Raw genomic sequence first — 11,846 nt, 5'->3', positions numbered from 1 at the left:
ACTTTTTACGTCAAACAGAACGGATCAAAGGGTAAAATACCAAATTTTTTCACAAAAAATCACTCAACGTAATTACAGATGAAATCGGATCCATATCCCGAAAAAAACATCGCACCTTATTTTCGAAAGGAGATATCAATTTTATGTTTCATTTTCTAAAAGGAAAGAGTAAAGAAAATGTTCTTTACGCACCTTGCAAAGGAAAAGTAGTTCCGCTTTCCGAAGTCCCGGATCCTACCTTTTCTGAAAAAATCCTGGGGGACGGATTCGCAGTAATTCCGTCGGAAGGAAAAATTTATGCACCGACAGACGGTGAAATAGCCATGGTATTTGATACTCTTCATGCCATCACGCTCACAAGTAGCTCCGGAACCGAAATCCTGATCCACATCGGCCTGGATACGGTTACACTAAAGGGCGCACCGTTTACCGCACACGTTGCAGCCGGCGATCAGGTCAAAAAAGGAGATCTTCTGATGGATGTCGATCTGGACAAGATCACCGGGGCCGGATTGAACACAGTCACTCCGGTACTGATCTGTAATACCGATGATTACGGGAAAATCAGTCTGAAAAAAGAGGGCGAAGTTTCCTTAGACGAAGCCGTTCTCAGTATTTCCTGATCTTTTTTTGATCTTTCGTCAGATGAATCTTCATCCTCTTCTTTTATGAAATGTACGCTTGAAGTCTTTTCTCACTTGCTTTTGTGAAATGCACTCTCAATGTCTTTTCTGCACTTGCTTTTGTAAGTATATTGGATGGATTCGGTAAATTCACGTATCTAATTGGAGGTATCCAGTTATATAAATTATCTTTTAAGGAGGGAGAAATATATGAAATTTCTTCAGAAACTAGGGAAAGCCCTCATGCTTCCTGTAGCAGTACTGCCGATCTGCGGTATCCTGATGGGTATCGGATACCGGCTGTGTCCGGCAACGATGCAGGGCGGCGAGATCTCGGGCGTAGTAAACCTGATCGGTCTGTTTCTCGTAAAAGCAGGAGCAGCTCTGATCGACAACATGGCAATCCTCTTTGCAATCGGCGTTGGTGTCGGTATGTCAGAAAAGAATGACGGTACCGGCGGAATCGCAGCTCTGGCATCCTGGCTGATGATCACAACACTTCTTTCTACCGGAGTTGTTACAACTATCATCCCGTCCATCGCTGAGAGTGCTACAAAGACGCTGGCCTTTGACAAGATCGAAAACCCGTTCATCGGTATCCTGGCCGGTATCATCGGATCTGCCTGCTATAACCGTTTCAAAGACACCAAGCTTCCGGACTGGTTATCCTTCTTCAGCGGCAAACGCTGTGTAGCAATTGTTTCCGGTGTTGTTTCTATCGTTGTATCTGCTGTTCTGTTACTGGTATGGCCATTACTGTTCGGTGCTCTGGTAGCAATCGGTAAATCTATTGTCAGCCTTGATGTTGTCGGTGCCGGTATCTATGCATTCCTGAACCGTCTGCTGATCCCGACCGGATTACATCACGCTCTGAACAATGTATTCTGGTTTGACACGATCGGTCTTGGTGACTTGAAGCACTTCTGGGCTGGTGAAACATCTGCTGATGTAACCTGGAGCCTTGGTATGTACATGTCCGGATTCTTCCCATGTATGATGTTCGGTATTCCTGGTGCTGCACTTGCTATGGTAAGATGTGCAAAACCTGCAAAGAAAAAAGCTGCGATCGGTCTGGTAGCTTCTGCTGCAGTTTGTGCATTCATCTGTGGCGTTACAGAACCTTTTGAGTTCGGATTTATGTTCCTTGCTCCTGCTCTGTACGTAATCTATGCATTACTGTATGGTATCTTTACTATGATCACAGTTGCTCTCGGCTTCCGTGCAGGATTCAGCTTCTCCGCCGGTGCTATGGACCTCCTGTTCTCATCCTCACTGCCCGCAGCACAGAAAATATGGCTGATCATTCCGCTTGGAATCGCAGCATTCCTCGTATTCTACTTCGTATTCCTGTTTGCTATCAAGAAATGGGATCTGAAGACTCCTGGAAGAGAAGACGATGATCTCGAAGCAGAGAAAAAAGTAGAGCTGGCAAGTGATAACTATACCGCAATCGCAGCTAAAATCCTGGAAGGCTGCGGCGGAAAAGAAAACATCACAAGCATTGATAACTGCGTTACAAGACTGCGACTGGAAGTGAAAGATATCACTGCAGTGAATGACAAAGTAATCAAATCTGCCGGCGTGGCAGGTGTGATCAAACCTGGCAAAACTTCTGTACAGGTTATCATTGGAACAAAGGTTCAGTTCGTAGCTGACGCTTTCTCCAAGCTTTGTGAATAATATTTACCCAGGTAGTCCAAAAGGAGCATATCGCTGATGCGGTATGCTCCTTTTAATTGCGCAAAGTTTTCCTTATTTTCTGCCCTTTCGCAGAGCAGGAACCCGGCTGTTGTTTGTCAAATGGCTGCTATCAAAACCAAAGGTCGGATTACTGGTGGTTCCGAAAACGTGTGCATATATGTGGGGAATCGCCGTGTGACCTCAGCTCTTGTTCTAAGCACCGAGCAGCTTTTCGGGACAGGTACAGCACAGTACATCGTTTCGTAAATGTATTTTTTTAAAATCTTGTTATGAAAAGGAGTGCGAAAAAACGTAACTTTGTTTTTTCGCACTCCCATTTTCTCTCCCAAAAAACGCCGCAGCTCTCGTCTTACTTCGCGCTGTCTGCATCTATCACAGACTGGATCTGTTTCATCAGCGTATCATAATTCTCCTGATTGTCGATTCCGCCAAGCATCGGTTCTCCCACAATATTTCCATTTCGATCGACTAAGATTGTGGTCGGAAATGCCATAATATCGGAAGCATACTTTCCTGCAGTGGAAGCAGAGTCAATGGAAAGATTGCGGTATTTCGCACCCTGGCTTTCAAGAACCGCTGCTGCTTCTTTGATCGCATCCTGATTTCCGTCGAAGGTTTCTGTGTTGATGCCTACAACCTCGCCTCCCATGGATTTGATTGCATCGTTTAATTCGTTCAGCTTGGATAACTCAGCAACACAAGGCTTGCAGCCGGTAAACCAGAAATTCACGACCGTTACCGCATTTTTGGAAAACAGACTTTCGTCAACTGTGTTGCCATCATAATCCTGACCCGAAAAATCCCGGAACGGAGATGCCTCTTCGGAATCGTTTTTCGCGTTGCTATCTTCCGATGCTGTATTGCCATTTTCCATTTCCGCTATCTGTTCCTCGATTTTTCGTATCGTTGCAATATCATCCGTCAGTGTATTCAGCTCGTCCTCTGAAAAAGAGTCCTTGTTGGCTTCAACCGTGTCTGCCAGATAATCCCCATAATTTCCGCTCGGATCAGCCGTGCTTTTATTCATCATGCCAAACACCTTATTCCATACATCCGCATGATCTGCAAAAATCTGGTTTTCCTGCTGATATAAATCGTCCAGCTTTGTGCCGGAAGCCCCTGCCGTTTCGGTTCCGGATTCCGCAACAGATCCCGTAACAGCTTCTGTGCCGGATTCCGTCTGTGTTGTCTGCGTTTTCTTTGTGTCTGCAGCCTCTTTTCCGTTGCATGCGGTAAGTAATAATGCTACGCTGAGTGTAAAAACAGGGATAAAAGTTCTTTTGGTTTTCATAAGTTATGGCTCCTTTTAAGATAGTATAATGTAAAAAACAAGAATTCAATATCATCCTTCGATACTTCGTGATCTGCTGCTGATCAATGGTTTCTGATCTCTGACTGTTGATCTCCGGTGTCCTTTTTCTGACACGTTTTTCCCATAAACTGATAGTGGATCGCATCCTTCGGGCAGGCCTTGATGCAGGCTCCGCATCGGATGCATTCCGGATGATTTGGGGTCCGGCACACGTCGATATCCATTTTACATGCCCTGGAACACTGGTTGCATCCGACGCATTTGCTGTTTTCAATCGTGATATGTAAAAAGCTTACCTTATTAAATAAGGAATAGATTGCCCCAAGAGGACAGATCCATTTGCAGAAGGGTCTGTAAAACAAGATGCTGAGCACGACAACCGTAATCAGAATACCGAATTTAAACGAAAACAGCTTGCCCAGTGCAGACCGGATTGCGGCATTTCCGATGGAAAGCGGGATCGCCCCCTCCAGAACGCCCTGCGGACAAATATATTTGCAGAAGAACGGATCTCCCATCCCGATCGAATTCGTTGCAAACATCGGCAGAAGAATCACAAAAACAACAAGGATGATATATTTCAGATACCGCAGCGGCTTCAGTCTGGCCGTAGAGAATTTCTTTCCGGGGATTTTGTGAAGCAAATCCTGAAACCATCCAAACGGGCACAAAAAACCACAGATGAATCTTCCCAGTGTCACGCCGAGTAAAATCAGGAACCCGGTTATGTAGTAGGAAAACTTAAATTTGGATGATCCGACAACCGCCTGAAAGGCTCCGATGGGGCACGCTCCCGTCGCGGCAGGACAGGAATAACAGTTTAGTCCCGGTACGCATACCGTTTTCGCTTTGCCCTGATATATTTTGCCCTGAAAAAAATTGGGGATATGAGGATTGGTAAGCAGTGTGGCCGCTGCCTGGATCCACCCGCGTATTCCGGCTATCTTCTTTGATCGTAACTTCTTTTTCTTATCCAATTCCGACACACTCCAGACATAATTTAATTGCTTTCCCAAGCACAGCGGCCGCTTCCCCTCTGACGGCGCCATAGCCCATCATTGCTATGCCTGTGATAACTAAAACAATTTGAGATATTTTTCTGCACTTCAAAATATGATTGCTCCTTTTATTCTATTGATTGACCAGCTGACTCTGATATTATACAATAGCAGTTGTAAAATCATTGTTAAGAAATGGGCAGGTGAAAAAAATTTTGAGATTATTAATCGTGGAAGATGAGAAACAAATGTGTGACACAATTGCCAGAAGTCTGTACGCCGCCGGGTACGAGGTAGATACCTGCTATGATGGGGCGGAGGCTCTGGAATGCATCCTGGCAGAAAATTATGATCTGATTGTCCTGGATCTCAATCTGCCCGGCATGGACGGAATGGATCTTCTAAAAGAGCTCCGAAAGGAAAACGAAGAAACGAAGGTGCTGATCTTATCTGCAAGAGGACAGATTGCAGACAAAGTAGAAGGACTCGATGCCGGGGCAAATGATTATATGGAAAAGCCGTTCCATCTGCAGGAGCTGGAAGCGCGGATCCGCAGTCTGACGAGAAGAAAATTTGTACAAAAGGATGTCTGTCTGGAAAGTGGCGGGATCAAATTCGATACCATCAAACGAGAGGCCTATGCCAACGGAACCCTGGTTCCCCTGACAAGAAAAGAAAACGGCATTTTGGAATATCTGCTTCTTCACCTTGGCAGACCGGTAAGCCAGGAAGAATTGATCGAGCATGTCTGGGATGCCTCCGTGGACAGCTTCAGCGGATCCATCCGCGTACATATGTCTTCGCTTCGGCGAAAGCTCAGGGCGGTACTTGGATACGATCCGATTTTGAATAAAGTAGGCGAAGGATATCAAATACGAGAGGAGTCCGACCGATGAAAAAAATATCACTGCAGTGGAGACTTACCTGTATCATTACCCTGTATATTGCGGTCATCTGTGGATGTCTGACCCTGCTTGTCTATAAAAACGGAATTTATTATATCGATTCCCTGCAGGAGACCGTAGATGCCAGGGGCGATGATGCCGGAGATCAGGGCGGAGACGGTACCGCAGACGGTTCCGATCAAATCTATATCAGCATTCCGGAGGACAAGTGGGATGAATTTGCCAGGGATTTCTCTGTTCAGGTGTACAACAATAAAGCAGACTACAAAAGAAACAGCCTGATCCTTTCCGCCTTATTGGCCCTTCTTGGCGGTGTCGCTACCTATTTTATCAGTGGCCATGCACTTCGGCCCATTCGTGAGTTCTCCGAAAAAATCGAGGAGGTGCAGGCACAGAATCTGGCCGATTCGCGCATTGAAGAAAACAAAGTAAAAGAGCTGAACCAGCTTCGTATTTCGTATAACAAGATGCTGGAACGTCTCGCAGATGCTTTTGAAATCCAGAGACAATTTACGGCAAATGCAGCACACGAGCTTCGAACCCCATTGTCTGTCATGCAGGTACAGCTCGATTTATACCATTCCACCCCGCATCCAGGCAATGACGCCGACACCTTACAAACACTGAAAATGGTGACAGAGCAAAACGGCCGGCTCAGCAAAATGGTCAAGACACTGCTCGATATGAGTGAGCTTCAAACAGTAAGCAGGGATGAAACCATTGCCGTTGACGCCCTTGTCGATGAAGTACTGGTGGATCTGGAACCGCTTGCCCAGGAAAAGGAGATAAAACTGATCGGGAACTGTAAAGATACCACTATGGTCGGAAGTGACATTTTGATTTACCGGATGGTATACAATCTTGTTGAGAATGCAATCAAATACAACCATTTCGGCGGACAGGTTACCGTAACCGCATACCGGAAGGGAAAAAGCATCTGCCTGTCCGTAGAAGATACCGGAAGCGGAATCCCGGCTGAATTAAAAGAACGCATATTTGAACCATTCTTTCGTGTAGATAAATCCAGAAGCCGCCAGCTCGGCGGAGTAGGCCTTGGGCTGGCCCTAGTTCGTGAAATCGTGCGCGTACATGACGGCAGAATAACCGTTCAGTCCAGCCCGTCCGGTGGAACGATCTTTGAGGTAGTTTTTACACAGTGACATCATCCCAAAAGCCAGTCGATGATATCATCTGTTCTGCAATGTCTGGAGTGCCGATTCCAGCGTATCTTCGTCCATTGCGTATTTTCCGTCCTGCATTCGGACAAGCGCGCCATATCTTTGTTTTTCATTATCCGTTAGTTTCGGAGCATACTCATATTTAAGGTCTTACCAAAACGGCGGGGCCTTGTAAAAAGATTTACCTTTCCCCAGCTGTCAAGAAGCTGTTCAATCAGTCTTGTCTTATCAATATAGTAAAAACCTTGTTGGCGAATTTCCTTAAAATCTTCGATACCAACCGGAAGTTTTAACGTCGCTGCCATTCTTCCACGCCCTTTCCGAAGCTACATTAACAGGCAAAGGATATTATATCCCAGTGCATTTTGATTTTACCATTTGGGAACTCAAATGGCAAGTTGATCCTATCTTCTGCTTTGCCTCGTTTACGGCACATCAATCAGTCCGAAGCGGTAGAACATTCCGTATATGTAGGTCACGCCCCGGATGTCGCCCAGAGCCTTTGGTCCACGCAACTCTAGGGGTCTGACCCTATGAAAATCTGAGTAGACGGGAACTATCGTACTGCTGGAAAACCCTGGTAAAAAGCGAGTAAAACGGCAGCCGTCTCCTTTTCGAGACCCCTGCCGTTTTACTCGCTTTTTCTATTCATTTTCATAGGGCATACCCCCATGTGTCTCGTTTGCTAAGGTCATGGGAATATTAGGAAAATCTTTTAATCTTATCTTTGTATCAGAATTATAGTGATCTTCTTTTGGATTGACCGCCTTGGGACCGGTCCCCGATGTACTATAAGTTACAATATGCTTAACAATAGAATCCTATCTCATCCGTCACAAATGCCTCTTTCCATTTTGCACAAATAAAGAAAAACTGTGCTGATATAAATTCCATCAATTCATTCAGCTCTTTCTTGGAAATTTTACTTCCATTACTTGCCAAAATGCATCCACCTGACTTTGTAAGCCATATTTTAGTCGCATTTGGAGTAGGCTTACCTTTTGATATATGAACATGAATTGGTTCTCCATTTTCATTAGACCAAAAATATACCGTATATCCACATACCATAAACAATTTAGGCAATTTGAATCCCCCCATTCTCCGCATACCGGTATAGCAAATGAGCATTACTATGCAGGAGTTCTTCAAACATTGCTATTTCTTCATCCGAATATCCTTGGCGTTCTGTCCATTTGTAATCAGGCAATTCACACCTTGCCGAATCAAATCCATCTTCTGTTGGTCGTTCAAAGTTTACAATAACTTTTTTCATTCCATCTTTTTCAACAATTTGTGAATGAACAATCTCCGTTTCATCTGCCAGTGTCATATATGGATACATCATACAACGTCACCCCGTTTCTTATTTTTAAACTCATTATAGCATCATACCCTGTCGTTGTCATGTGATTAAAAGCTAAATTCTTTCACTGAAAATTTCAAAAGTAAATTCCATCGTCCGCTTATGCGGTGGAATTTACTCCTACATGAGTGGAGTTTAATCTTTCATATATTCGTGCTATGCTCATGAAGACCTTCTGACAGCAGTAGAAGGAGATCTCTATGAGTAAATATATTCCTGGTAACCAGAAACATCTTTCCCTTGAAGACCGTAAATACATTGAGCGTTCCCTGAATAACGGCAGCACTTTTAAAGATATCACCCGCTTCTTATGCAAAGATCCTACAACTATTTCGAAGGAAGTGAAACTCCATCGTGTAAGTGATTGGTATCATAAAGGATCCTTCCTTAACGCTCACAACTTCTGCATTCATAGATATCACTGCAGAAAAACAAATGTATGCAGGAAAATCATACTCTGCAACATTAAGTGTACTTCCTGTCCAACCTGTAACCAAACCTGTCCTGATTTCGTTAAAGAACAGTGTAACCGTCTTGATAAGGCTCCTTACGTCTGTAATGGATGTCCGAAAGCCATCTATCATTGTTCCATTGCTCACAAGTACCGTTACGATGCTGTCTTTGCAGACCGCAAATACAAGGAATGTCTGTCTTCGTCCAGAGCTGGTATAAACATGACAAAGCATGAACTACGTCAAAAGGACATGGTCATTTCGCCTCTTATTTATCAGGGACAATCTGGAGATTCCACCTATGCAGATGCCTGCTTAAGCCGAATGACATCCAAGGCATATCGTCTTGAATTTCCTGGCAGAGATCGTAGAGTAAACAACGGTAACTAATAAACCTGCTGAGCTTTGCTCAGTTTGAAGCGGAATGGCGCTCCGTTCCTCTGGAACGGATGCGCAGTTCTTGCGGAATATGCACTATTTTAAAAAAATTACAGAATTTCTTTTTTATTCTTTTTATTTGTAATCTTATGTTCATTTCTTCTATTTTCATAAGCTCTCATTCTTTTCTAATTCCCTGCATTTTCCAGAAAGCTCTTCCTCCAACGCTCTCACATCCCTGCAAATCTTTCCTTGGATCTCCTCTGTAAATTTTTCCGGCAATGGATCTCTCACCTTCAGCTCTTCTCTCACTTCGTCCCACCATAGAAACTCTCTATACTTGCAGATCACCTGCTCCACGCATTTTCCTATCCTCGTCTCTTTCCCACATTCCTCTGCCTTTTTCTCATTCTGTAAACTTGCATAATACAAAATCGTGACATTAAGCTCTTCTATCACCTTATTCATTTTCCTGCAGTCTACCTGGGTTCCATGCGAATTTTCTTTTTCTGCCTTACGTTTTCGTTCTTCCTCTTTTCTTTGCGTAGCTATTACTTCATCATATACAAACAACTCACCATCTTGGCTGATATATCCCACTTCGCTCAATACCAGTTTCAACAATTCCGGCGCTGCATGCAGTGTAGATGAAAGCTGCGATAGCTCCCACCGTTCTGCTCTCCTGATATATTCTTCCAATTGCTCAATAGTCGGTTTCTTCTCGATTCTTTTTCCAAATGACTCCTTCAGCCATCCAATACTCTGATAAATAAAAACTACCCGTGACGCCCAGTCGATTGCATCAGCCAGGGAGTTTATTCCCAGCGTGTCTAATATCTGGGAACTGTGATATAAAAATGTTTTCCATCCCTGCAAAACCGCCTGCGCGATCTGTATTCCATCCCCGCCCATATTGTTGGCTTGTACAAGAATTCCTTTTTCCTCTGCCTCTGGAAATGTGCGAAGGAAATCCCGAATCGTCACCCTGTCATATGGGACATTCCATTCGACACCCTCCTCAAATTGGATATACGGAAACATTTTATAGCGTGTATAGCTATCCATATCATCTTTATAATACGTATAAAAAGAAACATGCCGAATCTCATGTCCATGCTTTTTGCAATAAGACACCAGATTTTCCGACAGCTCCTCCTCATGAATCAGGATCATTTCCGGAATACGATATTCCAGGCAATAGTCAATCTGTAAACTGCAGATCTGTCCATTTCCTTTTATATATTCCTGAAGTTTTTCTTCTGCATACGTTATATTTTCCCGAATTTTCTCTTCATAACCGTCCTCTACCGCTACTCCATGAAGCTGCCCCAATTCATCCTGATAAACTGGCGCAAAAGCAATCTCATCCACTTGCCGTACATATTCTGGATGATCCTGCAATAATTTTCGCTTTTCTTCTCCTATCTGCATCAATGTATACTCAGCATACAAATAAAATGCCCGATACAATCTATGAATCAAAAGAAAATACTTATAAAAAAGCGGGACACAGCAAAGTCTTGTATCTGCTACTCCATACTCTAACAAATCCTTTTTGGCCTTTTGTAACATCCTTTTTAGATTTGTATTCATCTTCAGATGTGTGGTCTCCAGAATTTCTGACAGATCTAAATAAATTTTTTCTTCATCATAATGAATCGGTATATGGCCATGCTGCATATAGTTTCGCAGAAAGTCTACAATTTTATACTCCGAATATTGATCATATGCTTTCGAAATGAAGTTTTTCTTAAAACTTTTATCCTTAGAAATATAGAATTCATCAAATTTCTCCATAGATTCTATCAATGTCCGCCCTGCGCTGACGGCATTGCAAAGCAACGCATTGATCTGAATCACATCTACAGTTTCTCCTCTCTTAGCGAATATACGATCGTCAAATTGTAAAGAGAATTTCTCAAACATATTTTCCAAGTTAAAAACCATCATACTATATAACTCATCCAATTCACAAATATGCTGTGACATGCTGAGATACCGCCGCAATATCTGTTCATGCTCCCATGGCAGTTTCTCAAGCTGTGTTCCTGGAACATTCAAAAAATCCATTGGAATATACGCTCTTGTATTCATTGACATCCCTCCAAACCTATACAATTCTTTCTTGGAAATGCAAACTTTTTGTATACGCAAATAACGCTCACAAACTTCTCAAATTTATTACTGTATATATACCCCGTACTTACAATATAATTTGATTTTAACACCTATGTTCCAGCATAACAATCAATTCATGACTTTTTGTTTTTTTCTTTTTATAATATTTTTTACTCGTGTTTCTTCCTATTATAATATCTTTTCTTTTAGCATTTACTTTCTACTCTTCTGTTTCTTCTCATACAGCTTCCTTGGTCCGTATTTATGCTATTGAAGACTTATATTCCAAGAATATTCAAATGAGCAGGAGGAACATCTTTATAGGCGTTCTATAACAGCACATTTATAGGGTCTAAATGCTAGTATTCTCAACTCACGCCTTCACGGAAGGCGACTGCAAATTCAAATAATTTTTGCTGCTAAACACTTCTTATTTTTATTAATTCTTTCCAAATTTCTCATTCTAGCTTTTCTTTTTCACCTAGCTTCTCTTCGCTTTTCTCTTCATCCTGTCATTTTCCGGTGCGAATCTCCCTGTATTTTTCTGTTTATTTACCTTTCGCACTCGAAACATGTACACTCTGTCATAATATTTAATTTGCTTCATTATATCTCTCCACTAATTTTCTATCAACTGAAAATATGTTTTAATTTAATCTCTTTGCTTTTTAAAATTAACTTACTAAAGTTTTTTGTTATTTTTTACTGGCATCGTAAGATGCCAGTAATTAAATTTATAAAATTCTAATAATATCCGAACTTTATCTGATAATTGTAAGTAGGTAATCATCCGTATATTGACATTTTATAAAAGC

The 11,846-nt window shown here is 42.6% G+C and carries 10 protein-coding genes and 2 pseudogenes; 5 read left to right on the top strand and 7 right to left on the bottom strand.

Annotated features, from left to right (window positions below; genetic code table 11):
- The first annotated feature begins 143 nt into the window (after window positions 1–143).
- A complete protein-coding gene (locus PGS38_RS06900) occupies window positions 144–623 on the top strand; it encodes a PTS sugar transporter subunit IIA (protein ID WP_119188545.1) in 480 nt (159 codons plus the stop codon).
- A 210-nt stretch (window positions 624–833) separates the two neighbouring features.
- Window positions 834–2,303, top strand: coding sequence for a PTS transporter subunit EIIC (locus PGS38_RS06895; protein ID WP_119188546.1), 1,470 nt, complete (start codon window positions 834–836; stop codon window positions 2,301–2,303).
- A gap of 370 nt (window positions 2,304–2,673) precedes the next feature.
- Here the strand turns inward: PGS38_RS06895 and PGS38_RS06890 are convergent, their stop codons facing one another.
- The 3 genes from PGS38_RS06890 to PGS38_RS17655 all read right to left on the bottom strand — a co-directional run bounded on the left by PGS38_RS06890 (window position 2,674) and on the right by PGS38_RS17655 (window position 4,749).
- Window positions 2,674–3,615 (bottom strand): TlpA disulfide reductase family protein, encoded by a 942-nt coding sequence (locus PGS38_RS06890; protein ID WP_119188547.1) that lies wholly within the window; start codon window positions 3,613–3,615, stop codon window positions 2,674–2,676.
- A gap of 83 nt (window positions 3,616–3,698) precedes the next feature.
- Window positions 3,699–4,613: a 4Fe-4S binding protein gene (locus PGS38_RS06885; RefSeq protein WP_119188548.1), complete on the bottom strand. Its 915-nt coding sequence runs from the start codon at window positions 4,611–4,613 to the stop codon at window positions 3,699–3,701.
- Window positions 4,606–4,749, bottom strand: coding sequence for a CD1871A family CXXC motif-containing protein (locus PGS38_RS17655; protein WP_055218540.1), 144 nt, complete (start codon window positions 4,747–4,749; stop codon window positions 4,606–4,608). The genes PGS38_RS06885 and PGS38_RS17655 overlap by 8 nt, the downstream gene beginning before the upstream one ends.
- Before the next feature lie 133 nt (window positions 4,750–4,882).
- On the opposite strand from PGS38_RS17655, the gene PGS38_RS06875 reads away from it, so the two are divergent.
- Complete coding sequence (locus tag PGS38_RS06875; protein WP_243110718.1) at window positions 4,883–5,530, top strand: response regulator transcription factor; 648 nt, start codon at window positions 4,883–4,885, stop codon at window positions 5,528–5,530.
- Window positions 5,527–6,699 (top strand): sensor histidine kinase, encoded by a 1,173-nt coding sequence (locus PGS38_RS06870; RefSeq protein WP_119188549.1) that lies wholly within the window; start codon window positions 5,527–5,529, stop codon window positions 6,697–6,699. Before PGS38_RS06875 ends, PGS38_RS06870 begins: the two co-directional genes overlap by 4 nt.
- A gap of 140 nt (window positions 6,700–6,839) precedes the next feature.
- Here the strand turns inward: PGS38_RS06870 and PGS38_RS06865 are convergent.
- From PGS38_RS06865 to PGS38_RS06855, 3 genes and pseudogenes are all read right to left on the bottom strand, one after another.
- Window positions 6,840–7,022: pseudogene (locus tag PGS38_RS06865) on the bottom strand (AAA family ATPase); the annotation flags it as partial.
- Between the two features lie 502 nt (window positions 7,023–7,524).
- A complete protein-coding gene (locus PGS38_RS06860) occupies window positions 7,525–7,803 on the bottom strand; it encodes a DUF4160 domain-containing protein (protein WP_055227426.1) in 279 nt (92 codons plus the stop codon).
- On the bottom strand, window positions 7,796–8,065 hold the full coding sequence (locus PGS38_RS06855) for a hypothetical protein (RefSeq protein ID WP_055227428.1): 270 nt from the start codon (window positions 8,063–8,065) through the stop codon (window positions 7,796–7,798). The genes PGS38_RS06860 and PGS38_RS06855 overlap by 8 nt, the downstream gene beginning before the upstream one ends.
- A 218-nt stretch (window positions 8,066–8,283) precedes the next feature.
- Here PGS38_RS06855 and PGS38_RS06850 point away from each other — a divergent pair.
- Window positions 8,284–8,823, top strand: a pseudogene (locus tag PGS38_RS06850) (helix-turn-helix domain-containing protein); the annotation flags it as partial.
- A 258-nt stretch (window positions 8,824–9,081) separates the two neighbouring features.
- Here the strand turns inward: PGS38_RS06850 and PGS38_RS06845 are convergent.
- Window positions 9,082–11,007 (bottom strand): hypothetical protein, encoded by a 1,926-nt coding sequence (locus tag PGS38_RS06845; protein ID WP_173841956.1) that lies wholly within the window; start codon window positions 11,005–11,007, stop codon window positions 9,082–9,084.
- Window positions 11,008–11,846 lie beyond the last annotated feature (839 nt).

Origin of the sequence: Fusicatenibacter saccharivorans (assembly GCF_027667425.1) — a bacterium.
Classification (GTDB): domain Bacteria; phylum Bacillota; class Clostridia; order Lachnospirales; family Lachnospiraceae; genus Fusicatenibacter; species Fusicatenibacter saccharivorans.
The sequence above is the reverse complement of the archived record's forward strand: the minus strand, read 5'-3'. Positions and strand labels throughout refer to the sequence as shown.

Bases quoted from the DNA above. Each gene is read 5' to 3' on its own strand.
- PGS38_RS06900 (WP_119188545.1), top strand. From the start codon at position 144: ATGTTTCATTTTCTAAAAGGAAAGAGTAAAGAAAATGTTCTTTACGCA.
- PGS38_RS06855 (WP_055227428.1), bottom strand. From the start codon at position 8,065: ATGATGTATCCATATATGACACTGGCAGATGAAACGGAGATTGTTCAT.
- PGS38_RS06870 (WP_119188549.1), top strand. From the start codon at position 5,527: ATGAAAAAAATATCACTGCAGTGGAGACTTACCTGTATCATTACCCTG.
- PGS38_RS06875 (WP_243110718.1), top strand. From the start codon at position 4,883: ATGTGTGACACAATTGCCAGAAGTCTGTACGCCGCCGGGTACGAGGTA.
- PGS38_RS06845 (WP_173841956.1), bottom strand. From the start codon at position 11,007: ATGAATACAAGAGCGTATATTCCAATGGATTTTTTGAATGTTCCAGGA.
- PGS38_RS06890 (WP_119188547.1), bottom strand. From the start codon at position 3,615: ATGAAAACCAAAAGAACTTTTATCCCTGTTTTTACACTCAGCGTAGCA.
- PGS38_RS06895 (WP_119188546.1), top strand. From the start codon at position 834: ATGAAATTTCTTCAGAAACTAGGGAAAGCCCTCATGCTTCCTGTAGCA.